Genomic DNA, 24864 nt, shown 5'->3' on the forward strand with positions numbered 1-24864 from the left:
TTTGATCACATCCGGACCATATAGGACTGGACGAAGCCGGGCATAGAATGGCAAGGGCGGATGGGTCAACAGGGAAGGCTGGACAAGACCCGTCCTGACCGTCCCGCAAGGCAAATGGTTCAAGCTGGCCGCTCAACCGAGGCCAAAAGTAAGGCAGGCGGGTACCACTCGTAATCTCCCCACTTGTGGCGGGCTCGAAGAGCGGGCAGAGACAGGTGGCTCTGCCCCGGCAGCCGACAGGCCAGAGGGGGCGGAAACTCAGAGTCGAGCGAAGACGTGATCGCCTGCGCAGGAAACCGCATGAAATGAACGAAAAGCCCCGACGCTCCAAACCAACACAGAACCGCCGGCCGCCGGCGGCCCCCGTCCGCAAACCCGCCGCGCCATCCTCCGGCAAACGCGTCACGCTCCCGCGTGCCTTGTCGAAACTCGGCTTCTGCTCACGCACGCAAGCCGAGGATCTCATCCGCGCCGGCCAGGTCAGCGTCAACGGCCGCACCGTCACCGATACCGAAGCCTGGATCGACCTCGACACCGCAAAGCTCGCCGTCGATGGAAGAGAGGTCGCGGCCGAAGCCCCGGTCTATCTGATGCTCAACAAACCCCGCGGCCTAGTCACCACCCGCCATGACCCCGAAGGCCGCCCGACCGTCTTCGATTGCCTGAAAGGCCACGACCACACGCATCTCTCCCCTGTCGGTCGGCTCGACAAGGCGAGCGAGGGCCTTCTCCTCTTCACCAATGACACGCAATTCGCCAATGCGTTGCTCGATCCCGAAACCCATGTGCCGAAAACCTATCACGTCCAGATCGACACGCTCGTCGACGACGAGATGCTCAAGGTGATGACGAAAGGCATTGAAAAGGACGGCGAAACCTTAAAAGCCCGCCGCGCGATAAAACTACGCGAAGGCGAAAAGAATTCCTGGCTGGAGATCGAACTGGACGAAGGCAAGAACCGCCACATCCGCCGCATGCTCGAAGTGCTAGACATTGGCACGCTGCGCCTCATCCGAGTGGCGATCGGTGATCTTGTACTGGGCGATCTGGATAAGGGGGCAGTGCGTGCGCTGAGCGAGGCGGAGCTTGATGGGCTGAGGGTCCAGTCCGCCGCTGCGCCGAAGCGTTAAGCCAGCTTCTGTGCAGCGATTCGACATAGGCTATCAAGTCTGCGGATATGATTAGCAATCATGACACCCAATCAAAACGCCAACAAAAACATAATCTTCTAGAGAAAATTGGCTGGGGAACCTGGATTCGAACCAAGATTAACGGAGTCAGAGTCCGTCGTTCTACCGTTGAACTATTCCCCAGCAGGAAGCGGCGCTTGGCCGGTTCGTCGGTGTGCGGCGCTTATAGCCAAACCTTCGCGACTTGCAAATAGTTTTTTCCGAAAAATTTGCAGCATCTTGCATCAGCCACTTTTGGTCGCCGTTCGGAAAAAGACATTGGCGAATTGCGCTTGCGCTGTTATCCTTGCCGCAACGAAGCAATCAGACGCAGCAGCACGCCTTTTGGAGGCGGTGCGCCGCGAAATGGATAGAACGACCAATGGACCCCGATAGCGGCCGTATGCCGCCAGATGGCGGGGCGTCGGCCGGAGAGCGTGGGGCGCAAAAGCGGCCCCGTCGCAGGAAAGGGAAGCGCGGCGGCAAAAACCGCAATGCGAACACTTCCCAACACGCGTCATCGGCCGTTCAGGCTGACCCGGCCGCGCGCCCAGAAAAAAAGCAGGACTCGTCAAGACAGGACGTGGCTAAACGCGATGCCGGGAAATCGGATGTCGCGAAGCAGGATCAGCCTGCGCGCAAACGCAAGCGCAGGCGCTCCAGATCTCATTCCGGTGCATCGTCCGATCACATTCCACAGGCTGCAGCCGGTGCTTCAGGGCATTCCGGTGGCAAGCCGCATGTCGATGCCCGAGGCGGATCATCCCATTCGGCAGGCGCATCGAATGCCGGCGCAAGCGCGCAGCAGCCTCATCATGCGGGTGGCGAAGGCGCATCGCGGAATGAAGGCAAAAATCACGGCGGCCAGTCTCATGGTGGCCAGTCTCACAGCGGTCAGTCTCATGGCGGCAGAGGGCGGGACCGGCGCAAGAAGAACCGGGCCGGTCGCGGCCTTCAGGGGCGCCCCCTCACACAGGCAAAAGGCGCTCTGAACGGTGTTTCGCAGCCTGCGTTGACACGGGCGATGTCTTCTTCCGAGCAGGGCAGCAGCATCACCCCGGCCCTGCAGTCGGTCGACGCGCCGCTTCCCTTCCACGACGATCTTTATGCCGCGCTCGATCTCGGCACCAACAATTGCCGCCTGCTGATCGCCCAGCCGACGCGTCCGGGCCATTTTCGCGTCGTCGATGCGTTCTCGCGCATCGTGCGTCTGGGGGAGGGGCTTGCAGCCACCGGCCGGCTGTCGAACGACGCGATGGACCGTGCCGTCGAGGCTTTGCGCATCTGTGCCTTGAAGCTCGCCGCCAAGCCGATCCGCAAGATGCGGTTGATCGCAACCGAAGCCTGCCGCGCCGCCGCAAACGGCGAGGAATTTCTGGCGCGGGTGACTGCCGAAACCGGTCTTGAGCTGGAAATCATCGATCGCGAGACAGAGGCGCGTCTTGCCGTTTCCGGCTGCTCCTCGCTTGTGGGGCGTGAGGCGCGTTCTATCGTGCTGTTCGATATCGGCGGTGGCTCGTCGGAAATTGCCGTCATCCGCATCGCCGACAATCGCTCATCGCGGCTTGCCAACCATATCACGCACTGGACGTCGCTGCCCGTCGGCGTCGTCACTCTGTCGGAGCGTTATGGTGGTCGCGATGTGACGCCGGATGTCTTCGAGGCGATGATCTGTGAGGTTCAGGGCATGCTGGCAAAATTCGATTGCCCGCCGCCTGAAGCCGGTGGCAACGGCAGCGACTACGATTTCCATCTGATCGGCACATCGGGCACGGTCACGACGCTTGCCGGCGTCCATCTCGATTTGCCGCGTTATGACCGTCGCAGGGTCGATGGCCTGTGGCTGTCGGATGCGGAAGTTTCCGCCATGCAGGCAAAGCTGCTTTCCTGGGATTTCGCCGGGCGTGCCGCCAATCCGTGCATTGGCCCTGATCGTGCTGATCTGGTGCTTGCTGGCTGCGCCATTCTGGAGGCGATCCGCCGCCGTTGGCCAAGTCCCAGAATGCGGGTTGCCGATCGCGGGCTGCGCGAAGGGCTTTTGACCGATATGATGGCCGATGATGGCGTCTGGCGGCGCATTCGCTCGAGAAGATCGGGCTCGACAGGTTCCGGAGAGGTTTTGAGACGGCGATGACGAAGACACCGGTCGGAATAAACAGAACAGGGCGAAAGCTCGGCCAGAAGGTCAAGAAGGGCAAGCTGAAGGCGTCTTCGCGCCGCTGGCTGGAGCGCCATATCAACGATCCTTACGTGCAGCGGGCAAAGCTCGAGGGTTATCGCGCCCGCGCCGCCTTCAAGCTGCTTGAGATCGATGAAAAACACCAGATCTTGAAGGGCGCCCGCCGCATCATCGATTTGGGCGCAGCACCTGGCAGCTGGTCGCAGATCGCCGCCAAGGTGACGAACTCGACGGACGAGGATCCGCGCGTGGCCGCCATCGACTTTCTGGAGGTCGATCCCTTGCCGGGCGTAAAAATCCTGCAGCTCGATTTTCTCGATGACAGCGCGCCTGCACTTTTGAAGGAAGCGATCGGCGGCGTGCCGAACCTCGTGCTTTCCGATATGGCGGCGCCGACGACCGGCCATCACCGGACAGACCATCTGCGCACCATGCATTTGTGCGAGGTCGCGGCGCATTTCGCCATCGAGGTTCTGGCCGAAGGCGGTCACTTCCTGGCAAAGACCTTCCAGGGCGGCACGGAAAAGGATCTGCTTGATCTCCTAAAGAAGAACTTCAAGCAGGTCATCCATGTGAAGCCCGCGTCGTCGCGTCAGGAATCGGTCGAGATGTTCCTGCTCGCCAAGCACTTCAAGGGTCGCAGGGCAGAGGATGCTGACGCCGAAGTCGTTTCCGAGACGTCTGACGACTGATCCTTATTCTCCCGCTTCCGGCTGCACGTCAGCCGGTCGCCGGCCCCGGTGGCCGGAAACATCGGCCCCTGTCAGCGGATCGAGCTTGATGAGCGGAATGATCGAAAACAGCGAGACGGCGGCCACGATGAAGAAGGCAAGGTGAAAATCTGAAAGCTGCAGATGGCTGCCTGAAAACATCGACGACATTTCCAGGATGAAGGCGGCAAAGGCGACGCCAAGCGCAAGGCTGACCTGCTGCAGCGCGGATGCCATGGAGGTCGCCTGGCTCGCCAGTTCGTCGGAAATCTCCGAATAACCGAGTGCGTTGACGCCGGTAAAGAACAGCGAGCGGAACAGGCCTGCCGCCAGAAGCGCACCGATGATCCAGATATGCGGCGTCTCGGGCGTGAAGAACCCGTTCACCGCCGTCATGGCTGCGCCGAGAACGCCGGCGACCATAAGCGCCGTGCGGAAGCCGGTGACGGCAAATACCCGCCGCGCCATGAACTTCACGGTCAGCGCACCGATCGCACCTGAAAAAGTGATAAGACCGGATTGGAACGGATTGAGCCCGAAACCGAGCTGCAACATCAGCGGCATCAGAAAGGGGATGGCACCGGTGGCAATCCGAAACAGCGTGCCACCCGTTGTCGATGCCCTGAATGCCCGGTCGTTGAAGATCTGCAGGTTCAGGATCGGGTGAGGGTGCAGCCTTGCGTGACGCACATAAAGAAAGCACGCGGCAAAGCCTGCAAGCGTTGCGCTGATTCCGACTGCGGGCGGCAGGGCCGGCAGGCCGATTACCGAAAGCCCGAAGACGACGCCGGAGGCCGCGACGGATGTCAGCAGGAAGCCAGTCCAGTCCATCCTGGCAGTTCCCATCGGCGGCACTTCGGGCAGGTATCTGCCGGTGAGGTAAAGGCCGATCACCCCGATCGGCACATTGATGATGAAGATCCAGTGCCAGGAAAAATAGGTCGTAATGAAGCCACCGATCGGCGGCCCCGTCAGCGGTCCGACAAGCGCCGGTATGGTCAAAAGCGCCATGGCGGAAACGAGATCGCTGCGCTTGGTGGTGCGCAGCAGAACCAGGCGCCCGACCGGCGTCATCATTGCCCCGCCCATGCCCTGCAGAAAACGTGACATGACGAACTGGACGACAGAATCGGAGATCGCGCAGAGGATCGATCCGATGATGAAAACGCAGATCGCCAGCCGGAACACCTTCTTCGCGCCGAACCGGTCCGACATCCATCCGCTGATCGGGATGAACATCGCAAGCGCCACCATATAAGAGGTTAGCGCCAGCTTGAGTGTGATCGGGCTGACGCCGAGATCATTGGCGATTGTCGGAAGCGCGGTGGCGATCACAGTCGAATCCATGTTCTCCATGAACAGGGCGACAGCGAGGATGAGTGGAATGATACGATTCATGGAGACGGATGCCGTTATCTGACAGGCCCGAGGGACAAGAGGCCTGTAAACCTCCAAAGCCGTTCTGCCAATGGACGTTCCGCGCCTTTTGTTCATCTCATTGGTCGGGCGAGGTGTCACGTCTGCGTGAAAACGCGATTTTGACCCCTGATCATCGTCAACTTTTCGCTCGGGCGCGCTAACTTCGCGTCGACATCATTCGTCATGAGGGAACGGGATATGGCTGGAAACGGTATCGGAAGAAGAACTTTGCTGGGCACTGCGGGCTTCACGGTCCTCGCTGCACCGGCAATCATCGGCAACCGGGCGGCCTTCGCCCAGGACAGCAGCAAAGCGAGCAGCAATTTGGCAATCGATCGTGTTACCCCGCCCGATCTTCATAAGTTCAAGGTAGGCAGTTTCGAGGTTCTCGTCGTCAAGGATGGCGCTCGTCCGTCTGGCGTGCCGAACGAAACCTTCGGCACCAACCAGTCCGCTGAAACCGTCGGCGCGCTTCTGTCTGACAATTTTTTGCCGACAGACCAGTTCGTCAACGGCTTCTCGCCGACCCTGATCGACACCGGTTCTGACGTTATCCTGTTCGATACCGGTTTCGGCCAGTCCGGTCATGCACAGGGCGCAGGCCGCCTGATAGAAGGTATGGCCGCTGCCGGTTACATGCCGGCCGACGTCACCATCGTCGTCCTGACCCATCTACACGGCGACCATATCGGCGGCCTGATGGAAAATGGAAAACCTGCCTTCGAGAATGCCCGTTATGTCGTCGGCCAGAAGGAATACGATTTCTGGAGCGATACTGCGCGTGTCGGCACACCTGCCGAAGGTGGCCACAAGGGCGTGCTTGCCAACGTCAAGCCGCTTGCCGAAAAGATCACCTTCATCGGTGATGGCGCCGATGTCGTCTCCGGCATCACCAGCATGGCAGCTTTCGGCCACTCGCCGGGCCACATGATCTTCAACGTCGAATCCGCCGGCAAGCGCCTGATCCTGACGGCCGACACGGCAAACCACTTCGTGCTGTCGCTGCAGCGCCCGGATTGGGAAGTGAAGTTCGACATGGACAAGGCCGCCGCCGCCGCAACCCGGAAGAAGGTGTTCGACATGGTCGCCACCGACAAGGTCGCCTTCCTCGGCTATCACATGCCGTTCCCGGCGGTCGGTTATGCCGAAAAGCAGGAGACGGGTTACCGCTTCGTGCCGAAGAGCTATCAGTTCGATATCTGATCGTTTTCTGCGTACAGCATATGAGCTATGCAAACCCGGGTGGGCTGCCTCCCGGGTTTTTTCTATTCCCTTGTTGTCATGAACGTGTTACCAGCCCTCGCCAACTTCCATGTATTTCATGCAGAAGCAACCGGATGAAGGATTTCCTTTTCCCGGAGGATTCTGCCTATCCAACTGAAGGAACTGGCAATGGCACGCATCGTAATCTCGGCAACCGGCGCGGAAGCGCTAACATTCGACGACGTGCTTCTCCAGCCGGGGCACTCGGAAATCATGCCGGGTCAGACCAATATTTCCACCCGCATCGCCAAGGATATCGACCTTTCGTTGCCGATCCTGTCCTCGGCCATGGACACGGTCACCGAAAGCCGTCTGGCGATCGCCATGGCGCAGTCGGGCGGCATGGGCGTCATCCACCGCAACCTGACCCCGATCGAACAAGCTGAAGAAGTCCGCCAGGTCAAGAAGTTCGAAAGCGGCATGGTCGTCAACCCGGTCACGATCGGCCCGGATGCAACGCTGGCCGAAGCCCTGTCGTTGATGAAGGCTCACGGCATTTCCGGCATTCCGGTCGTCGAAAACGGCGGTCGCCCGGGCCGTCTGGTCGGTATCCTCACCAACCGCGACGTCCGTTTCGCTTCTGATCCGAACCAGAAGATCTTCGAACTGATGACCCGCGACAACCTGATCACGGTCAAGGACGGTGTCGAGCAGGCCGAGGCCAAGCGCCTTCTCCATTCCCACCGCATCGAAAAGCTGCTGGTCGTCGACAATGAAGGCCGCTGCATCGGTCTCATCACCGTCAAGGACATCGAGAAGTCGCAGCTCAACCCGAACGCCGCTAAGGACGCCCAGGGCCGTCTGCGTGCCGCCGCCGCCATCTCCACCGGTGACGATGGCGTCGAGCGCGCCGAGCGCCTGATCGATGCCGGCGTCGATGTCATCGTCGTCGATACCGCCCACGGTCATTCCCAGAAGGTTCTGGATGCCGTTGCCCACGTCAAGAAGATGTCGAACGCCATTCGCATCATCGCCGGCAATGTCGCTACCGCCGAAGGCACCAAGGCACTGATCGATGCCGGCGCAGACTGCATCAAGGTCGGTATCGGCCCGGGCTCGATCTGCACCACCCGCGTTGTCGCAGGCGTCGGCGTTCCGCAGCTCGCAGCCGTCATGGCGGCAGTCGAGGAAGGCAACAAGCACGGTATCCCGGTCATCGCCGATGGTGGCCTGAAGTTCTCGGGCGACGTCGCCAAGGCGATCGCCGCCGGCGCCTCCGCCGTCATGGTCGGCTCGCTTCTGGCCGGTACCGATGAAAGCCCGGGCGAAGTTTACCTCTACCAGGGCCGTTCCTTCAAAGCCTATCGCGGCATGGGCTCCGTCGGCGCCATGGCGCGCGGCTCGGCAGACCGTTACTTCCAGGCGGAAGTGCGCGACACGCTGAAGCTCGTTCCGGAAGGCATCGAAGGTCAGGTTCCGTACAAGGGCCCGGTCTCGGCCGTGCTGCACCAGCTCGCCGGTGGCCTCAAGGCTGCCATGGGTTATGTCGGCGGCAAGGACATCAAGGACTTCCAGGAAAAGGCGACCTTCGTGCGCATTTCGGGCGCTGGTCTTCGCGAAAGCCATCCGCATGGCGTGACCATCACCCGCGAAAGCCCGAACTATCCGGGCGTCAGCTCGTAAAGAGTTGAAGCATCTCCACCGATTTCAGGCGGGCCGGGCATTTTGCCCGGCCCGTTTTCGTGCCAGAAGGTCGGGAAGATTGTAGGAGTATTGCCGATGATGACCGACACGACCGCCATGTTCTGGCCAATGATTGCCCACGCTTTTCTGGTCTTCATCCTCTATTATCTGCTGTCGATGCGCCGCGGCGCAGCCATCCGCGACGGCGGTTACGATGCGCGGCAGTTCAAGGAGAACTTGTCAGAGCCGACTGAGAGCCTGCTGGTCCATAACAACCTGAAGAACCAGTTCGAGCTGCCGATGCTTTTTCACGCCGGCGTGCTGGCGATCTTCATCTGCAATGCCGACAACATCATCACCATTGTACTCGCCTGGATCTTCGTCATCTCGCGTTACGCGCATTCCTATGTCCACATCACCAGCAACCGGCTGCTTCTGCGCCGCCCGCTGTTCATGCTCGGCTTCATGGTGACAGTGTTGATGTGGGGCTGGCTGGCGATTTGGCTCGCCACGTCCTGAGGCGGGTCCGCTCTCACGCACCAATCTTTTTAACGCACCAATTTCTTCACGCATAAGTGTAGCGCGGCCCTTCCGCGCTTCATCGCCTTGTCGGAGGGCCGCCCTAACTTTGCACGAAGCGTAGCGAGAGGAGCAGGCATCATGGACAAGGAGCCAAAAGTCACCCAGGCGATGATCAACGCCTATGACGAATATACCCATCTCCATCTCGACCGACGCAAGTTCATGGAACGGCTGACCGCACTCGCAGGGTCCGGCGCCGCAGCGGCCGCCATCGCCCCCATGCTCGCCGCCAATGGCGCCCGCGCCGCCATGGTCGAGGCAAGCGACGACCGGCTGACGACCGAAAACGTCACTTTTCCCGGTTCGACCGGCGACATGAAAGCCTATTGGGCCCGTCCCAAATCCGCGACCGGCCCGCTCGGCTCCATCATCGTCATCCACGAAAACCGCGGCCTCAACGACCATATCCGCGATGTCGCCCGCCGCGCGGCGCTGGAGGGCTTCAACGCGCTTGCGGTGGATTTCCTCTCTCCTCTCGGCGGAACGCCCACGGATGAGGACAAGGCGCGCGAGATGTTTTCCACCCTTGCGCCGGCACAGACTGCCGCTGATGGCGAAGCGGCGCGTGCCTGGCTTTCGAAACATGAAGGCGCCAACGGAAAAGTCGGTGCTGTTGGCTTCTGCTGGGGTGGTGGCCTCGTCAACCGCATGGCGGTCAACTCGCCGGAGCTTAATGCCGGCGTCGCCTACTATGGACAACAGGCACCGGCGGCGGATGTGCCAAAAATCAAGGCGCCGCTGATGTTGCATTACGGCGGCCTCGACGAGCGCATCAATGCCGGCATCCCCGCCTATCGCGAGGCGCTGGAAAAGAACGGCAAGACCTTCGAGCTCTTCGTCTACGAGGGCGTCAACCACGCCTTCAACAACGACACCTCGGCCGCCCGTTATGACAAGGCAGCCGCAGATCTCGCCTGGAGCCGAACGACCGACTTTTTCAGGAAGTATCTTAGCTGACACCAATCTTGCCACACACAAGTGTAGCAGCCTTGCGACAGAAGCGGCGGCGGCAAACCCGCCGACGTTGACATGTGTCAGTTCGGCTTCTTTTCTCTCCACGGTTGCGGCGAGCAAGCGCTCAGCCGAATGTCATCGCTTGTGAGGAGGATGAAATGGCATCAACAATGAAGGCCGCCGTCGTACGGGCATTCGGAAAGCCGCTCGTCATCGAGGAAGTGGCGATCCCCGATCCAGGCCCGGGTCAGGTCCTGATAAAATACGAAGCAACAGGTGTCTGCCACACCGATCTTCATGCCGCCAATGGCGATTGGCCGGTCAAGCCCAATCCCCCCTTCATTCCCGGCCATGAGGGTGTCGGCTATGTCGCAAAGCTCGGCGCCGGCGTCTCCCGTATCAAGGAAGGCGATCGCGTCGGCGTGCCGTGGCTGCACACCGCCTGCGGCGCGTGCTCGCCTTGCCGCACCGGCTGGGAAACGCTCTGCGGCAGCCAGCAGAATACCGGTTATTCCGTCAACGGCACGTTTGCGCAATATGGTCTGGCCGATCCGGATTTCTGCGGCCGCCTGCCGGATAATCTCGAATTCGGCGCAGCCGCTCCCGTGCTCTGCGCCGGCGTCACCGTCTACAAGGGCCTGAAGGAAACTGAGGTCCGGCCCGGCGAATGGGTGGTCATCTCCGGCGTTGGCGGCCTCGGCCATATGGCTGTTCAGTATGCCAAGGCCATGGGCATGCATGTTGTGGCCGCCGATATTTTTGATGAAAAGCTGGATCTGGCGAAAAAGCTTGGCGCAGACATCACAGTCAATGGCCGCGATGCCGATGCCATCGAGCAGGTGCAGAAGGCGACCGGCGGCGTGCATGGCGCGCTGGTTACCGCCGTTTCGCCCAAGGCGATGGAGCAGGCATACGGCTTCCTGCGCTCCAGGGGCACGATGGCGTTGGTCGGCCTGCCACCCGGTTATATCTCGCTGCCGGTCTTCGATACGGTTCTGAAGCGTATCACCGTGCGTGGCTCCATTGTCGGCACCCGTCAGGATCTTGAGGAGTCGCTGGTCTTTGCTGGGGAAGGCAAGGTTGCCGCGACTTTCTCTTGGGACAAGCTGGAAAACATAAACGCCATTTTCCACCGCATGGAAGAGGGCAAGATCGACGGCCGTGTCGTCCTGGACCTCGCGGCCTGATCCAAGATCGGGTGAGGGGCGCTCAGCGCCCCTCATTTCTGCTTCGGGGCTGTCTCGATAATCGCTGCCGCCAAGGCAGACATGTCCTCTGAACGCCCGCTGGATTTTCGCCATATCAATCCGATCTCGCGAGATGGTGCGGGATCGGCAAACGGCACGATTATCAGGTTGTTTCGGGCGGTTTCCGAGGCAAGCGCCATTTCGGGGATCAACGTCATTCCCATGTCATGGGATACCATCTGCAGCAGCGTCGCCATTGAGGTTGCGCCAAAATTGACGAGGCTTCTTTTCCCGGCCGCGCTGCAGACGGCAAGCGCCTGATCGCGCAGGCAGTGCCCTTCTTCGAGCAGCAGCAGCCGGTCGGCATCCACCTGGTTTTCCGTCATCGGCGAGGTCAGCACCTCACGGTCATTCTTCGCCATCGCCATGAAGAACCGGTCGGCGAACAAGGGCCTGACCTCAAGCGTCTCTGCTTCTACCGGCAGCGCCGCGATCACCGCATCCAGCCGCCCGTCGAGAAGTTCGGCAACCAGCCGGTCGGTCACTGTTTCCTTCAGCTCAATCTCGATTTCCGGATAGGCTTGACGCAGATACGGGATCAGTTTCGGCACAAGATAGGGCGCGACCGTCGGAATGATGCCGATGCGGATCGGCCCGGCCAGGACACCGCTCTTGCGCCTCGCCGTCTGTTCCAGTTCGTCAACCGCGCCAAGAATGACGCGGATGCGCGACAATACCGCCTCGCCCTTGGCGGTCAGAAGCACGCCGGCGCGATTGCGCTCCACCAGCTGCGCGCCCAGATGATCTTCCATTTCCATGATCTGGGTCGAAAGCGCCGGCTGGCTGACATGCACCATCGCCGCCGCCTTGCCGAAATGCCGCGTGGCAGCCAGCGCCTCGAAATACCGCATCTGGCGAAGTGTAAGCATGATAGGAAATTCCGATCGAACGGCGACGATGCCGCACCTCAAGATTATGAGATGAGGGTATCTTCTTCAACTGTTTGCAGCCGCGTTGGAAAATGAAACGCTGACGGAGATCTCACCACCCCGTCATCACCTGGCCCGACCTCGCTCGCGCCTGCCGGGCGAAGCTCTTCACCTCGCCGTCGAGATCGTCGGGTATCGCGGCCGGTGAAATGTTGTCGAGGCAGGCGGTGATGTGATCGGTGATCGCGTTCATCAGCGACGGCGAAAGCCCCGGCCGTTTCATCAGGCCGATCTGCACTGGCGGCAGCGGCGGAAAGCCGTCTGCGGCTGTCAGAACCTTCATGCCCGGCCGAAGTGCCGATTCCGGCAGAACCGAAACGGCCATGCCGGCAAGGATCGCAGCCGCAATGACGGTCGAAGACCAGCTGGTGAACAGAACCTGATATTCGCGCCCATCCGCGTCCAGTGCCGAACAGGCAAGCTGCCGCCACAGACAGTCACGGCGTCCGACCGCAAGCGGCACAGGCGCATCATCCTTCAGCGGATGGTTGGCGGATGCAACCCAGCACAGCGGTTCCGTCCGCACCACATCCGAGATCCGCTGCCGCGGGTTATGGGTCACGAGTGCGATATCGAGTTCGCCCCGCGCCATCTTTTCGCCGAGGCTGACCGATGGTTCGCAGACGATATAGAGTTCCACATTCGGATGGGTCTTGGCGAACCGGCCGATGATTTCCGGCATGTAGCGGTCGGCATAATCGTCGGGAGTGCCGATCCGGATCGTGCCCTCCAGCCGGTTGTCATCGAAGGCCGCAATCGCCTCGTTGTTCAGCCGGATGATGCGCCGGGCATAGTTCATCAGCTTCTCGCCCTCGGCCGTCAGGCGGTTGCCCCGCCCGTCCTTGGCAAACAGCTGCTTGCCGATCCGTTCTTCAAGCCTGCGCATCTGCATCGAAACGGCAGATTGCGTCTTGAACACTCGGTCCGCAGCCTTGGTGAAGCTGCCCGTGTCGATGATGGCGATGAAAGTATGCAACTGGTCGATATCGAGAGGAGCGGACATGGGCGTCATCCATCAGTGAAGTTGATAATCATCATTAGAAACATTCGTTGGACTGATCAATACGATTAACCGATAACACCTGCAATTCTCGAACAGAGGCGCTGTTGCAAACGGCGCAAATGTCTCACCGGCAATCCGTCCGCATCAGCCGTCGGAAAGCCTTTGACCGTGCCCGATGAAAGGATACCCCGATGAGCACGACCGAATGCGGAACTGATTTGAAGCTCGTAAAGGCTGCGGCCCCGGTTCGCGCCGGTTTGGTCCAGACGGCCGTGTTCGTGCGCATCAAATCCGCATGGCGCGCCATCCGTAATCGCATTGCGGCGCATCCGCTTTCTGAATTGGATGATCATATGCTCGACGATATCGGACTTAGCCGCCGTGATGTCGTGATCGCACTTGATCGTTCCGGCGCGCTGGATGATCCGTCTCTGCTTCTGGCAAAGGCTGCTCGTACGCGCGCCCGCACGCGGTTTGCCCGGCCGCCAGCTCGCTGACCGCGTGCATCAATTCGAAAATGTAACGATTTTCCCCGCAGGGTAAGCCAATGACCCTGCCTCTTGCCCGGCCGGACACCCGCGCCGGGCCTTTTTTGTTTTGTGTGGAGCGAAGAAAAGCCCGCCGAAGCGGGCTTTCAGATCAATACTGGTATTCGTCGAACACCGGCTCGACCGAGCCATTCCAGCGGCCGTTGAAAAGTGCAAGCAGATCGTCGGCGAGCGTTGCCTTCTTCGCCAGCACTTCTTCGAGCGGTTGCAGGAAGACGCTTTCGTCCTGGCCGTCGCCATTGAGCTTCGCCCGCGCCTTGAGGCCGGCCGTCGAAATCCGCGCTGCATCGCGCGCCACGTCCAGAACCGGACGGCCCTTGATCGTCGCTGCAAGCCCCTGTGCCGGGACGGCATCGCGCATCGCGACAACATCCTCGAACGTCCAGTCTGCCGTCAGCGCCTCGGCTTCGGCAAGCGCCGCATCGTCGTAAAGCAAACCGACCCAGAAGGCCGGAAGCGCGCAGATCCGGCGCCACGGGCCGCCGTCTGCGCCGCGCATTTCAAGAAAACGCTTCAGTCGAACGTCGGGGAAGAGCGTCGAGAGATGGTTCGTCCAGTCACCCATGTTCGGCTGCCAGTCGGCCACTTCGCCCTTCAGCGCGCCGGCCATGAACTGGCGGAAGGTCACATGAGTGCAGTCGTGATATTTGCCGTCGCGAACGATAAAATACATCGGCACGTCGAGCGCCCATTCGACATAGTGGTCGAACCGGAAATCCGCATCGAAGACGAAGGGCAGGGTGCCGGAACGCCGGTTGTCGGTATCGCGCCAGATATCGCCGCGCCAGGAGAGGAGACCGTTAGGCTTGCCTTCGGTAAACGGCGAGGAAGCAAACAGCGCGGTCGCGATCGACTGCAGCTTCATCGACACCCGCATCTTGGCGGCCATGTCGGCTTCCGAGGAGAAATCGAGGTTAACCTGGATCGTGCAGGTGCGGTACATCATGTCGAGACCCTTGGCGCCGACCTTCGGCATGTAACGGGTCATGATGTCGTAGCGGGATTTTGGCATGCGCGGCGTTTCAGCCAGAGACCATGTCGGGCTGCCGCCCAGCCCAAGGAAGCGAATGCCCATCGGCTCTGCGATCTCTTTCACCAGCGCCAGATGCTTGTTGGATTCCTTGCAGGTCTCGTGGATCGTCTCCAGCGGCGCTCCGGACAATTCGAACTGGCCGCCAGGCTCGATCGAGATCGCGCCCATGCCGGACTGTTCTCCAAGCCCGATGATGTTCTCGCCGTCCATGATCGGCTCCCAGCCGAGCCTTTCCTGCATGCCCTTCAAAAGCGCGGAAATGCTGGCATCGCCGAAATAGGGAACGGGAGCGTTGTCCTTGGCGAAAAACACGAATTTCTCGTGTTCGGTGCCGATGCGGAATTTTTCCTTGGGGCGCGAGCCCTGCGCCAGATAGGCGGAAAGCTCAGATACCGAGGAAAGTGGTGTCTGGTCGGTCGTGTCACGCGCCATGAAAATACCTTGGTCGGAAGGCCTGGAATGATAAGCCAGACTGATAATCGTCCGGCTGATTGAACCGAATTCATCTGCGGTGCAAGCGAATTTGTTTCAAGATCAGTTCAGAAAAACAGTGCGATCTGTTGCGCTTTGGCAAGTCTGCAATGGTCCTCCATTACTTCCAATCACCGATCGCCGCCTGAATGACCGCCAGTGCCGCAACCGCCGCCGTATCGGCCCGCAGGATCCGCGGCCCGAGCGGTATCGCCGTCACGTAGGGCAGCGAGCGCAAGAGGCTGCGTTCCTCCTCCGAAAACCCGCCCTCCGGACCGACAAGCAGGGCAACCTTTTTCTCGGTGATCTTTGCCAGGATCGGCAACGGGTTCTGGCCCTCGTCGCCTTCGTCACAGAAGATGATCCGCCGGTCTTCAGACCAGCGCTCCAGTATCTCGGCAAGCTTGCGCGGTTCGCAAACCTCCGGGATCGACAGCACGCCGCATTGTTCGGCAGCTTCCGTCACATTCGCTTTCAGCCGGTCGAGATTGGTGATCTTACCCTGTACATGCTGGGTCATCACCGGCTGCATCGTGCCGGCCCCCATCTCCACGGCCTTCTGCACCAGATAATCCAGCCGGCCGACTTTTAGCGGCGCAAACAGATAATGCAGGTCGGAGGTTTCCGGTTGCGGCCTTGTCTGCTCGATCGGCTGAAGCACGATCTTCTTGCGGCTGGGAAAGGTGATCTCGGCCAGCCATTCGCCGTCGCGTCCGTTGAATACCAGAACCTTCGCACCGGCTTCCAGCCTCAGCACGTTGGCGAGATAATTGAACTGCTCGCTCGATACCTCATGCCGGGTGTCGGTAGACAGGGGAGAAACGACGAAAAGCCGCTGAAGGCGAAAATTGGCGCGCATGATCTTCTCTTACAAAAACAGCGCAAACATAACCGTAGCAATGATCGCCGCAAGGCCTGCCGCGGCCGGAAGCGTGATAATCCAGGCGGCGAGAATGCTCAGGATATGCGAACGGCGCACCAGGTAGCGCCGTTTCATCTCGTCGTCATTGTGCTCGCGTTCCTCGGCCTCGGGGTGGATGTCCCTGCCGGAACGGACCCGCATATATTCGTAGCGCCGCTTCGAATTGCGTGTGTACCATTCGCGGAAAAGCCCGACGCCGAACACCGCGCCGACGGCAATATGGGTGGAGGAGACCGGCATGCCGATCCACGACGCGACGAGCACGGTCAGTCCCGTTGACAGCGATACGCAATAGGCCCGCATCGGGTTGAGCTTTGTGATCTCGGCACCCACAAGCCGCACCAGTTTTGGTCCGTAAAGCAAAAGCCCGAGCGAAATGCCCAGGCCGCCGATCACCAGTTCCCACAGCGGTACGCCGGGCATGCGGTGCACGCTGCCGGTGGCCACGTCCTGAACCGCTCCGACGATCGCCGCCAATGGCCCGATCGCGTTCGACACGTCATTCGCTCCATGCGCAAATGACATCAGCGCCGCCGACAGGATCAGCGGAATGCGAAAAAGCTTTCTCAGCGACTGGTTACGGTTTTCCAGCCCCTCCGCCTGCCGGGCAATCACCGGGATCAGTACCCGCCAGGCGATAAGGCCGGTCACGACGGCCACCAGGCTTGCCAGATAAGGCGAGGGCGCACGTAGCTGATTGCCGCCGACAAGCGTCAGATAGCCCGCAAATACACCGGTCATGATACCGATCAGCACCGGCACCCATGTCTTGGCTGACGTGATCTTGTCTTCGCGGTAGATGATCGTTTCCTTGACCAGCAAAAGGAACGCCGCCGCGATCACCGCTCCGAGCACCGGTGAGACGACCCAGCTTGCGGTAATGCCCGCGACCAGCCCCCAGTTGATCGCGCCGAAGCCGGCGGCGGCAATGCCGGCACCCATCACCGCACCGACGATGGAGTGGGTGGTCGAGATCGGCGCGCTCGCCCAGGTCGCGATGTTGATCAGTACGGCAGCGGCAAGAAGCGCCGCCATCATCGCCCAGATCAGCACGTTAGGGCTGGAAATCAACGCCCCGTTGGTGATGCCACTGGCAATCGTGGTGGCGACATTGCCGCCGGCCAGCACGGCCCCCGCCACCTCGAAGACGGCAGCCAGGGCAAGTCCGAAGCCCATCGTCATGGCGCGCGCACCGACCGCGGCACCGATATTGTTGGTCACGTCGTTTGCGCCGATATTCATCGCCATATAGCCGGCCAGCGCCGCAGCGGCGATGACGATGACGGAGCCGGATGTGCCGGTCACATAGGTCGAGGCGAAAATCGCGGCCAGAATGATGAAGAGCAGCGCCACGCCCGGACCGGCAAGCCCGCGCGCCGTATGCCGCGCGGCGTCTTCCACCGAGGAGAGTTTTTCCAGATCCTTGTCGAGCGTCGGCTTTGCCAGACGCGGCTTCTGTTGGGCCATGCTTCGTTTTATCGGTAAGGAGCAGCGCTTGGATATCTTGCTCCGGTTTATCCCGAAGCTTTTTTAGCGCTCGCTTTTGAAGAGATTATGATGTTGGGCCGCAGGGCCTGCTCAGCCCGTGGCTTTCATGGCGAGAGTGCCAACCGCGGCGACATCCTGAACCGGTTTGCGCATCCTTTCGGCAAACTGCAGCATCAGGATTTTCAGTTCCGGCTCGTTCACCCGGTTGGAGGCTTCTTCGGGAGAAACCCACTCGATCTGCCGCACGCCCTTTTCCTTGAAGTCCTTGCAGCTGCCTTCGACCTTGAGCAGATGAACCTGCACGCGCACCGGCACCTTGATGCCGTTACCGAGACCCTTGCGGTAATGGTAAAAGCCGAAAGGCTTTTTCTCGGCCTTGCCTTTGACGCCGACCTCTTCCCTGGCTTCCTGCTCGGCGACCTGATGCGCTTGTCTGTTTTCCATCGGCCAACCCTTGGGGATCACCCACCGGCCGGTATCGCGACTGGTGGCAACCAGAACCTCGAATTCGCCGCGCTTTGTGGCGCGATAGCAGATCGCAGCATATTGCTGGCGCGGGGGGCGCTGCACCATGAGACGAAGATTGCTGGCGATACGGTTCATCAGGCCCAATTTAGAAAACACCTCCGAGAGTTTCATTTTACTAATATAATGATTGCGCCAGGATTAACGAGGTGTCGGGATCGAATTTGATCGTGAATCACCCGTTAAAAACCCTTACTCAGCTAAATATAAGGGGGTCGATAAACTGAGACGTCAACAGCTTATTGCACACCTGTTCAACTTTCCTCGAAATGTTGCCGAAATGCGCATGGCGAACGCATCGAGGCGACATTCGTCAAGAATAAGTTGAAGCATCCCGGCGTCATGAAATAGGTTGCGATTGAGACATGCGAGGGAGGAATGCATGCCGCAGCCAATCCAGTTTTTGCCGCCGAGGCAGGATGTCCTGTCTCGCAGGGCAACCATCATCGATGATCTGCGCGGCCTTCTGCCGGCCGATTGCGTCATCCATGAGGCGCGCGAACTGGTTCCCTTCGAAACAGACGCCTTCATCAGCTATCGCCGCATGCCGCTCGCCGTCGTTCTGCCGCGTACCACCTCGCAGGTGGCGGCGGTGATGAAATACTGTCATCGCTACGGTATCCCCGTCGTGCCGCGCGGCGCCGGCACCTCACTTTCGGGCGGTGCCATCCCGCAGGAGGATGCGATCGTGCTCGGCCTGTCGCGCATGTCCCGCATCATCGAGATCGACTATGCCAACCGCACCGCGACGGTGCAGGCCGGCGTCACCAACCTGAATATTTCCGAAGCCGTGGCGGTGGACGGTTTCTTTTACGCACCCGATCCCAGCTCCCAGCTTGCCTGCACCATCGGCGGCAATATCGGCATGAATTCCGGCGGCGCGCACTGTCTGAAATACGGTGTCACCACCAACAATCTTCTCGGCGTGAAACTGGTCCTGGTCGATGGCCAGGTGATCGAGTTGGGCGGCAAGCATCTGGATGCGGCAGGCTATGATCTCTTGGGCCTCGTCTGCGGCTCGGAAGGCCAGCTCGGCATCGTCACCGAGGCGACGGTTCGCCTGATCGCCAAGCCGGAAGGCGCCCGCCCGGTCCTGTTCGGGTTCTCGACATCCGAGGAAGCCGGCGCCTGCGTGGCCGATATTATCGCCGCCGGCATCATACCGGTCGCCATCGAATTCATGGACAAGCCGGCGATCGAGATCTGCGAGGCTTTTGCCAAGGCTGGTTACCCGCTCGATGTCGGCGCACTCCTGATCGTCGAGGTCGAAGGCTCGGAAGCGGAAATGGATGCCACGCTGGAAAACATCGTCGAGATCGCCCGTCGCCATCAGGTCATGACCGTGCGCGAATGCCAGTCGGCAACCGAGGCCGCGCTGATCTGGAAAGGCCGCAAATCCGCCTTCGGCGCCACCGGCCGCATCGCCGACTACATCTGCATGGATGGCACGGTGCCGCTCGGCAAGCTCTCTTATGTGCTGAAAAAGACGTCGGAAATCGTCGATCGCTTCGGCCTTCGCGTCGCCAATGTGTTCCACGCCGGCGACGGCAACATGCACCCGCTGATCTTGTTCAACGCCAATGACCCGGAAGAGGCGATGAAGGCGGAAGAGGCGGGCAACGAGATCCTCAAACTCTGCGTCGATGCCGGCGGCTGCCTCACCGGCGAACACGGCGTCGGCATCGAAAAACGCGACCTGATGCGGCATCAATATACGCCGGCCGAGCTTGCGCAGCAGATGGCGGTGCGCGCCGCGTTTGACGAGGACTGGATCCTCAATCCGTCAAAGGTGTTTCCGCTGGAAGGGAGGGGATGAAGCCTATGCTTTCCAGTTCCGTCTCGTTCCCCCATCACCCCCCTCTGCCCTGCCGGGCATCTCCCCCACAAGGGGGGAGATCACGAGAGGCATGCTCCTCGTTCCTCTCTCTACCCGTCTTATCGTCTCGATACATATCCAACATTGATTGGGGCAAAGGGGTGCGCCTGGCTGATCTCCCTCCTTGTGGGGGGCTCGGAGAGCGGGGCGAGACACGTGGCTCGACCCAGGAAAGCCGGCAGGGCAGAGGGGGGCATTCACACTCTCGACACCAGCGGGGAGCATCCCCCGCATGCTGATCCCCAACACCGAAGCCGATGCCGCCTACATCATTCGCAATGCGGCAGCCGAGAGAAAGCCACTGGAGATCTGCGGCAACAACACCCGTGGTTTTGCCAGGGCGAACCAGCCAGCCGAACAGATCAGCTCCCGAGGTCTCACCGGCATCGTCGATTACGACCCCGCCGAAATGGTGATGACGGTCAGGTCCGGCACGCCGGTTTCCGAGGTCGAGGCAGCCCTTGCTGCCAACCGCCAGATGATGGCTTTCGAGCCTATGGATCATCGCGGCATTCTCGGCACCCATGGAGCTCATTCTCGCGAGCCGACCATCGGCGGCGTTTTTGCAGCCAACGTTTCCGGCCCCCGCCGTCTCACCGCAGGGGCTGCGCGCGACAGCCTTCTCGGTCTCCGCTTCGTCAACGGCCGCGGTGAGATCATCCGCGCCGGCGGCAGGGTGATGAAGAATGTCACCGGGCTCGACCTCACGAAGTTGCTGGCCGGCTCGCAGGGCACGCTCGGTTTCCTCACCGAAGTCACTTTTCGCGTGCTGCCGGTTCCGCCAGCGGTGGAAACCGTCGTCATCTCCGGCCTTGACGACGAGATGGCGGCAAAAGCGATGGCTGCGGCCATGGCCTTGCCGGTGGAAATCTCCGGTGCCGCACACCTGCCGGCAAGCGTCCGTTCTCGCTTCATCGGCAATCACCTGCCGGAAGGTGAGGCGACCGTGCTGCGGCTCGAAGGGCTTGGGCCTTCTGTAGAGGTCCGGGCGCAAAAACTTGCCGCCGTCATGGAAGCCTTCGGACCGGTTGCGACGCTCGGTATGGAACGGAGCCTCACGCTCTGGCGCGAGATCCGCAACGTTGTCCCTTATGCCGATGGCACGGAAAAACCGCTCTGGCGGGTCTCGGTCGCCCCGAGCGCCGGTTATCATCTGGTCTCGGCGCTGCGTCTGGAGGCCGGCATCGATGCCTTTTACGACTGGCAGGGAGGACTGGTCTGGATGCGAATGGAGGCCGATCCCGAAGCTGAGCTTCTCCGCCGCTATATCCGCGCGTTGGGCGGCGGCCACGCAACCCTGATCCGGGCCACGGAAGCAGCACGCGCCGATATCCCGACCTTCGAACCGCTGCCGGATGCTGTTGCGGCGTTGTCTGCGCGGGTGAAGGAAAAGCTCGATCCGGCGGGGATTTTTAGCGTGGGGAAGATGGGGTGATGAGAATGAACTTTAGCAGATGGCATTTTGCTCGTGGCGTGCCCCTCACCCTAACCCTCTCCCCGCCTGCGGGGAGAGGGGACGTGCCCCGCTCGACCTCAGTGGCTGAGCGAGCGGTCGCGGCATATCCCTTCTCCCCGTTTCAACGGAGAGAAGGTGGCGGCAGCCGGATGAGGGGCGATTGCGCGTTCAGAATTGGCGGAGTTGGCATCCTAAAAAACATGCGCGAAGGTCGCGCCGCTTGTGATCTCCCCCCGTGTGGGGGAGATGCCCGGCAGGGCAGAGGGGGGCTGGCGACCTCGACGATCCGAGGAACCTTCTGATGCAAACCTCCTTCACCCCCGAACAGCTCGAAGACCCGCACGTCGCCGAATCCGAAAAAATTCTTCGTCGCTGCGTCCATTGCGGTTTCTGCACCGCCACCTGTCCGACCTATGTGACTTTGGGCAACGAACTCGACAGCCCGCGCGGCCGCATCTACCTGATCAAGGACATGCTGGAAAACGGTCGCGATGCAGATGAGGAAGTCGTCACCCATATCGACCGGTGCCTCTCCTGTCTCTCCTGCGTTTCCACCTGTCCTTCCGGCGTCGACTACATGCATCTGGTCGATCATGCCCGCGTCCATATCGAAAACACCTACAGGCGCCCGCTGATCGACCGGTTGATCCGCAGCCTGCTTGCCGCCGTTCTGCCATATCCGTCACGCTTCCGCACGGCGCTGACGCTGGCAAGATTCGGCCGCCCTTTCGCGCCGTTGTTGAAGCAGGTCAAGGCGCTGAAGCCGCTCGCCGCCATGCTCGATCTCGCGCCGCAATCTGCACCGGTGCGGCAGGAAACGGTCATGCACGGCGCCCAGCCCATTCGCGGCATAAGGCGGGGGCGGGTGGCTATCCTCTCGGGCTGCGCGCAATCCGTGCTCGATCCGGGCATCAATTCAGCAACAATCCGGCTTCTCGCCCGCTTTGGTATCGAGGTCATTTTGCCTGAAGGCGAGGGGTGTTGCGGCGCGCTTGTTCATCACATGGGGCGTGAGGAAGAGGCGCTCGATTTTGCCCGCCACAACGTCGATGTCTGGACACGCGAGATCGACAACAAGGGCCTCGATGCGATCATCATCACCGCATCCGGTTGCGGCACGACCATCAAGGATTACGGCCACATGCTGCGGCTCGATCCGGCCTATGCCGAAAAGGCGGCAAGGGTATCGGCGCTGGCCAGCGACATAACCGAATATCTCTCAACGCTCGATCTGCCTCGACAGGAACAGAGACGTATCAACGTCACCTATCATTCCGCCTGTTCCATGCAGCACGGCCAGAAAATCACTATGGCACCGAAACTGCTGCTGAAAAATGCCGGCTTCACCGTGCGCGATCCGGCGGAAGGGCATCTCTGTTGCGGCTCCGCCGGCACTTACAACATCCTGCAGCCGGATATTTCTGCCGAGTTGAAAGCCCGCAAGGTTCGCAATATCGAGGCGACGAAACCGGATGTCATCGCCACCGGCAATATCGGCTGCATGACCCAGATCGGCTCAGGCACGGCCATTCCGATCGTCCACACAGTGGAATTGCTGGATTGGGCTTATGGTGGCGAGAAGCCGGGGAAACTGTCGGCTTTAAAGGAAAAGGCCACCGTTTAGGTGGCCTTCCCAGGTCAATTCCGGAGAATTCTGTTATCCGCCGAAAATCGTGCGGAAAATGTCGATGCCACGATCCTTGAAGGCAACGTCGCCGGGCTTTGATCCGGGTCCGATCACGACGACCTTGGAGCCGACCGGAGCGCGGGCATAAAGATGCTCGACATCCTTGTTCATCATGCGGATGCAGCCGGAAGACAGGTTGAGGCCGATGGACCAGGGCTGGTTGGTGCCGTGGATGCGGAAGATCGTGTCTCGGCCCCCTTTGTAGAGATACATGGCGCGGGCGCCCAGCGGATTGTCCGGACCGCCGGGCTGAACCGCCGGCAGCTTGATGCCGCGGCGGGCTTCGCGGGCGCGCATTTCCGCCGGCGGGGTCCAGGTCGGCCATTCGGCCTTGCGTCCGATCGAGACTTCGCCAGACCAGCCGAAACCTTCGCGGCCGACACCGATGCCGTAACGCGTCGCGCGGTTTTTGCCTTCGACGTAATAGAGGAACTTGTTGTTGGTATCGACGATGATCGTACCCGGTGCTTCATTGGTGGTGAAGCGAACGCTGCGGCGCTGGAATTTCGCCGGCACTTCCTTGTTGCGAACCTTTGGCGCGACATCGCTGGCGGTCGTTTGAGATTGAGCGCTGGCGGTCTCGACCGGTGCCATGGTGGCGATGGCCGCAAATATCATGCCGGCTACGGCCAGCAGCAATTTAGGCGATTTCATCCTTACCCCTCATACAGATCTGATCTTCAAGCCGAGGCAAAATGTCCCGGCTTGGCCTGTAGGGCAAGTCAAAGAGGCGAGAATATGGGCAGCCTGTGGATAATAAAACGGCCGGATCGTGTCGATCCGGCCACATGAATACATGTCGAAGGGGCGGAAAACCTAGATCACGATCACCCTGGTTCCGATCTCTACCAGTCCGTAAAGATCGGTTACATCCTCGTTGCGCATGCGGATGCAACCGGACGAGACGGCGCTGCCGATCGTCCAGGGCGCGTTGGTGCCATGGATGCGGTAGAGCGTCGAGCCGAGATACATGGCGCGCGCACCGAGCGGGTTTTCCGGTCCGCCATCCATGCGCGCAGGCAGGTAGTGGCCCTTGGCGGCCTCGCGGGCGATCATCTCCTGCGGCGGCACCCAGCTCGGCCATTCCGCCTTGCGGGTCACCTTGTGTTCACCAGCCCATTCGAAGCCCGGTTTGCCGACACCAACGCCGTAACGTTTGGCCTGACCGTTTTCCATCACGAGATAGAGGAAACGGTTATTGGTATCGATGACGATCGTGCCCGGCCTTTCCTTCGTGTCATAGGCCACCATCTGCGGCAGGAACTGCGGCTCGATCTGGCTGCGGACAGCCCGGTTGGGACGCACGGCTGCCTGCTGCACCTGGCTGTTGTCGCCGAAGATGCCGCGGCGCACGACCGGCGTGCGGGCCGGTTGCTGCACGTCCGCCTGCCGCGCGACACCGGGCCGGTTCGGCGCCGCCGGGTAATAATTGCGCTGGCCGGTCACCACGGCCTGCGGCTTCATCGATCGCTGCGGCTGAACCTGTCTCTGGCGGGCCTGCGGCTGCGCACCGAGTTGCATCAGCCATGGAGCAGCAAGATCGGGACTGACCACGATCGGCGGGCGTTCGCGATAACGATCATCCGCCATTGCGGAACTGGAAAACAGGGCAGCAAGGCCCAGCGCGAGAAGAAGTTTCGCCTTCATGTCGGATCCACTCGTTACAATCACCGAAAGGCGGCCGCGCATCGACCTGAAAATCGAAATCGATTTTCGGAAAGTACGATGCGCCACTTAAATTGCCCGCCATTTGAGGCAGATGGTGAACGCAAGCTCAAAG

At 60.8% G+C, this 24864-nt stretch carries 21 protein-coding genes and 1 tRNA gene; 12 read left to right on the forward strand and 10 right to left on the reverse strand.

Going from position 1 to position 24864, the window contains the following annotated elements:
• The first annotated feature begins 305 nt into the window (after positions 1-305).
• Positions 306-1130, forward strand: coding sequence for a pseudouridine synthase (locus tag ACI3K0_RS05680; RefSeq protein WP_183823202.1), 825 nt, complete (start codon positions 306-308; stop codon positions 1128-1130).
• A gap of 109 nt (positions 1131-1239) precedes the next feature.
• On the opposite strand, the gene ACI3K0_RS05685 is transcribed toward ACI3K0_RS05680, so the two are convergent.
• Positions 1240-1313, reverse strand: a tRNA-Gln gene (locus ACI3K0_RS05685).
• Between the two features lie 238 nt (positions 1314-1551).
• On the opposite strand from ACI3K0_RS05685, the gene ACI3K0_RS05690 reads away from it, so the two are divergent.
• Both ACI3K0_RS05690 and ACI3K0_RS05695 read left to right on the forward strand, forming a co-directional pair.
• Positions 1552-3303, forward strand: coding sequence for a Ppx/GppA phosphatase family protein (locus tag ACI3K0_RS05690; protein ID WP_183823181.1), 1752 nt, complete (start codon positions 1552-1554; stop codon positions 3301-3303).
• Positions 3300-4040 (forward strand): RlmE family RNA methyltransferase, encoded by a 741-nt coding sequence (locus ACI3K0_RS05695; RefSeq protein WP_148147392.1) that lies wholly within the window; start codon positions 3300-3302, stop codon positions 4038-4040. Before ACI3K0_RS05690 ends, ACI3K0_RS05695 begins: the two co-directional genes overlap by 4 nt.
• 3 nt (positions 4041-4043) lie before the next feature.
• Here ACI3K0_RS05695 and ACI3K0_RS05700 read toward each other — a convergent pair whose 3' ends face one another.
• Complete coding sequence (locus tag ACI3K0_RS05700) at positions 4044-5456, reverse strand: MFS transporter (protein WP_148147391.1); 1413 nt, start codon at positions 5454-5456, stop codon at positions 4044-4046.
• Positions 5457-5675: 219 nt separating this feature from the next.
• Between ACI3K0_RS05700 and ACI3K0_RS05705 the strand changes: the two genes are divergently transcribed.
• The 5 genes from ACI3K0_RS05705 (at position 5676) to adhP (ending at position 11086) form a co-directional block, all read left to right on the forward strand.
• Positions 5676-6680 carry an MBL fold metallo-hydrolase gene (locus tag ACI3K0_RS05705; RefSeq protein ID WP_183684969.1) on the forward strand — a complete coding sequence of 335 codons (1005 nt, stop codon included), beginning with the start codon at positions 5676-5678 and terminating at the stop codon, positions 6678-6680.
• 189 nt (positions 6681-6869) lie between these two features.
• Positions 6870-8363, forward strand: coding sequence for an IMP dehydrogenase (gene guaB, locus ACI3K0_RS05710; RefSeq protein ID WP_148147389.1), 1494 nt, complete (start codon positions 6870-6872; stop codon positions 8361-8363).
• 99 nt (positions 8364-8462) lie between these two features.
• A complete protein-coding gene (locus ACI3K0_RS05715) occupies positions 8463-8882 on the forward strand; it encodes an MAPEG family protein (protein WP_148147403.1) in 420 nt (139 codons plus the stop codon).
• Positions 8883-9023: 141 nt separating this feature from the next.
• Positions 9024-9902 (forward strand): dienelactone hydrolase family protein, encoded by an 879-nt coding sequence (locus tag ACI3K0_RS05720; RefSeq protein ID WP_183823179.1) that lies wholly within the window; start codon positions 9024-9026, stop codon positions 9900-9902.
• A gap of 155 nt (positions 9903-10057) precedes the next feature.
• Positions 10058-11086: an alcohol dehydrogenase AdhP gene (gene adhP, locus ACI3K0_RS05725; RefSeq protein WP_148147387.1), complete on the forward strand. Its 1029-nt coding sequence runs from the start codon at positions 10058-10060 to the stop codon at positions 11084-11086.
• Positions 11087-11118: 32 nt separating this feature from the next.
• Here the strand turns inward: adhP and ACI3K0_RS05730 are convergent, their stop codons facing one another.
• Both ACI3K0_RS05730 and ACI3K0_RS05735 read right to left on the reverse strand, forming a co-directional pair.
• Complete coding sequence (locus tag ACI3K0_RS05730) at positions 11119-12015, reverse strand: hydrogen peroxide-inducible genes activator (RefSeq protein ID WP_148147386.1); 897 nt, start codon at positions 12013-12015, stop codon at positions 11119-11121.
• Between the two features lie 112 nt (positions 12016-12127).
• Positions 12128-13078, reverse strand: coding sequence for a LysR substrate-binding domain-containing protein (locus tag ACI3K0_RS05735; protein WP_148147385.1), 951 nt, complete (start codon positions 13076-13078; stop codon positions 12128-12130).
• 191 nt (positions 13079-13269) lie between these two features.
• On the opposite strand from ACI3K0_RS05735, the gene ACI3K0_RS05740 reads away from it, so the two are divergent.
• A complete protein-coding gene (locus ACI3K0_RS05740) occupies positions 13270-13575 on the forward strand; it encodes a DUF1127 domain-containing protein (RefSeq protein ID WP_148147384.1) in 306 nt (101 codons plus the stop codon).
• A gap of 142 nt (positions 13576-13717) precedes the next feature.
• Here the strand turns inward: ACI3K0_RS05740 and ACI3K0_RS05745 are convergent, their stop codons facing one another.
• The 4 genes from ACI3K0_RS05745 to ACI3K0_RS05760 form a co-directional block, all read right to left on the reverse strand.
• Positions 13718-15091, reverse strand: a complete 1374-nt coding sequence (locus ACI3K0_RS05745) for a glutamate--cysteine ligase (RefSeq protein WP_183823177.1) — start codon at positions 15089-15091, stop codon at positions 13718-13720.
• Positions 15092-15251: 160 nt separating this feature from the next.
• A complete protein-coding gene (locus ACI3K0_RS05750; RefSeq protein ID WP_183823175.1) occupies positions 15252-15989 on the reverse strand; it encodes a 16S rRNA (uracil(1498)-N(3))-methyltransferase in 738 nt (245 codons plus the stop codon).
• Positions 15990-15998: 9 nt separating this feature from the next.
• On the reverse strand, positions 15999-17519 hold the full coding sequence (locus ACI3K0_RS05755; RefSeq protein WP_183823173.1) for an inorganic phosphate transporter: 1521 nt from the start codon (positions 17517-17519) through the stop codon (positions 15999-16001).
• Between the two features lie 111 nt (positions 17520-17630).
• On the reverse strand, positions 17631-18113 hold the full coding sequence (locus ACI3K0_RS05760; protein WP_404945287.1) for an NUDIX hydrolase: 483 nt from the start codon (positions 18111-18113) through the stop codon (positions 17631-17633).
• A 334-nt stretch (positions 18114-18447) separates the two neighbouring features.
• On the opposite strand from ACI3K0_RS05760, the gene ACI3K0_RS05765 reads away from it, so the two are divergent.
• The 3 genes from ACI3K0_RS05765 (at position 18448) to glcF (ending at position 23021) form a co-directional block, all read left to right on the forward strand.
• A complete protein-coding gene (locus ACI3K0_RS05765) occupies positions 18448-19881 on the forward strand; it encodes an FAD-linked oxidase C-terminal domain-containing protein (RefSeq protein ID WP_183823171.1) in 1434 nt (477 codons plus the stop codon).
• Positions 19882-20173: 292 nt separating this feature from the next.
• Positions 20174-21376, forward strand: coding sequence for an FAD-binding protein (locus ACI3K0_RS05770; protein WP_183823169.1), 1203 nt, complete (start codon positions 20174-20176; stop codon positions 21374-21376).
• Positions 21377-21698: 322 nt separating this feature from the next.
• Positions 21699-23021: a glycolate oxidase subunit GlcF gene (glcF, locus tag ACI3K0_RS05775; protein WP_183823167.1), complete on the forward strand. Its 1323-nt coding sequence runs from the start codon at positions 21699-21701 to the stop codon at positions 23019-23021.
• Positions 23022-23054: 33 nt separating this feature from the next.
• On the opposite strand, the gene ACI3K0_RS05780 is transcribed toward glcF, so the two are convergent.
• Both ACI3K0_RS05780 and ACI3K0_RS05785 read right to left on the reverse strand, forming a co-directional pair.
• Complete coding sequence (locus ACI3K0_RS05780; protein WP_183684971.1) at positions 23055-23738, reverse strand: L,D-transpeptidase; 684 nt, start codon at positions 23736-23738, stop codon at positions 23055-23057.
• Between the two features lie 162 nt (positions 23739-23900).
• Positions 23901-24731, reverse strand: a complete 831-nt coding sequence (locus ACI3K0_RS05785; RefSeq protein WP_183823164.1) for a L,D-transpeptidase — start codon at positions 24729-24731, stop codon at positions 23901-23903.
• Positions 24732-24864: the final 133 nt, after the last annotated feature.

Source organism: Rhizobium sp. ZW T2_16, from assembly GCF_044987325.1.
Classification (GTDB): domain Bacteria; phylum Pseudomonadota; class Alphaproteobacteria; order Rhizobiales; family Rhizobiaceae; genus Neorhizobium; species Neorhizobium cellulosilyticum.

Bases quoted from the DNA above. Each gene is read 5' to 3' on its own strand.
- ACI3K0_RS05680 (WP_183823202.1), top strand. From the start codon at position 306: ATGAACGAAAAGCCCCGACGCTCCAAACCAACACAGAACCGCCGGCCG.
- ACI3K0_RS05690 (WP_183823181.1), top strand. From the start codon at position 1,552: ATGGACCCCGATAGCGGCCGTATGCCGCCAGATGGCGGGGCGTCGGCC.
- ACI3K0_RS05695 (WP_148147392.1), top strand. From the start codon at position 3,300: ATGACGAAGACACCGGTCGGAATAAACAGAACAGGGCGAAAGCTCGGC.
- ACI3K0_RS05700 (WP_148147391.1), bottom strand. From the start codon at position 5,456: ATGAATCGTATCATTCCACTCATCCTCGCTGTCGCCCTGTTCATGGAG.
- ACI3K0_RS05705 (WP_183684969.1), top strand. From the start codon at position 5,676: ATGGCTGGAAACGGTATCGGAAGAAGAACTTTGCTGGGCACTGCGGGC.
- guaB (WP_148147389.1), top strand. From the start codon at position 6,870: ATGGCACGCATCGTAATCTCGGCAACCGGCGCGGAAGCGCTAACATTC.
- ACI3K0_RS05715 (WP_148147403.1), top strand. From the start codon at position 8,463: ATGACCGACACGACCGCCATGTTCTGGCCAATGATTGCCCACGCTTTT.
- ACI3K0_RS05720 (WP_183823179.1), top strand. From the start codon at position 9,024: ATGGACAAGGAGCCAAAAGTCACCCAGGCGATGATCAACGCCTATGAC.
- adhP (WP_148147387.1), top strand. From the start codon at position 10,058: ATGGCATCAACAATGAAGGCCGCCGTCGTACGGGCATTCGGAAAGCCG.
- ACI3K0_RS05730 (WP_148147386.1), bottom strand. From the start codon at position 12,015: ATGCTTACACTTCGCCAGATGCGGTATTTCGAGGCGCTGGCTGCCACG.
- ACI3K0_RS05735 (WP_148147385.1), bottom strand. From the start codon at position 13,078: ATGTCCGCTCCTCTCGATATCGACCAGTTGCATACTTTCATCGCCATC.
- ACI3K0_RS05740 (WP_148147384.1), top strand. From the start codon at position 13,270: ATGAGCACGACCGAATGCGGAACTGATTTGAAGCTCGTAAAGGCTGCG.
- ACI3K0_RS05745 (WP_183823177.1), bottom strand. From the start codon at position 15,091: ATGGCGCGTGACACGACCGACCAGACACCACTTTCCTCGGTATCTGAG.
- ACI3K0_RS05750 (WP_183823175.1), bottom strand. From the start codon at position 15,989: ATGCGCGCCAATTTTCGCCTTCAGCGGCTTTTCGTCGTTTCTCCCCTG.
- ACI3K0_RS05755 (WP_183823173.1), bottom strand. From the start codon at position 17,519: ATGGCCCAACAGAAGCCGCGTCTGGCAAAGCCGACGCTCGACAAGGAT.
- ACI3K0_RS05760 (WP_404945287.1), bottom strand. From the start codon at position 18,113: ATGGTGCAGCGCCCCCCGCGCCAGCAATATGCTGCGATCTGCTATCGC.
- ACI3K0_RS05765 (WP_183823171.1), top strand. From the start codon at position 18,448: ATGCCGCAGCCAATCCAGTTTTTGCCGCCGAGGCAGGATGTCCTGTCT.
- ACI3K0_RS05770 (WP_183823169.1), top strand. From the start codon at position 20,174: ATGCTGATCCCCAACACCGAAGCCGATGCCGCCTACATCATTCGCAAT.
- glcF (WP_183823167.1), top strand. From the start codon at position 21,699: ATGCAAACCTCCTTCACCCCCGAACAGCTCGAAGACCCGCACGTCGCC.
- ACI3K0_RS05780 (WP_183684971.1), bottom strand. From the start codon at position 23,738: ATGAAATCGCCTAAATTGCTGCTGGCCGTAGCCGGCATGATATTTGCG.
- ACI3K0_RS05785 (WP_183823164.1), bottom strand. From the start codon at position 24,731: ATGAAGGCGAAACTTCTTCTCGCGCTGGGCCTTGCTGCCCTGTTTTCC.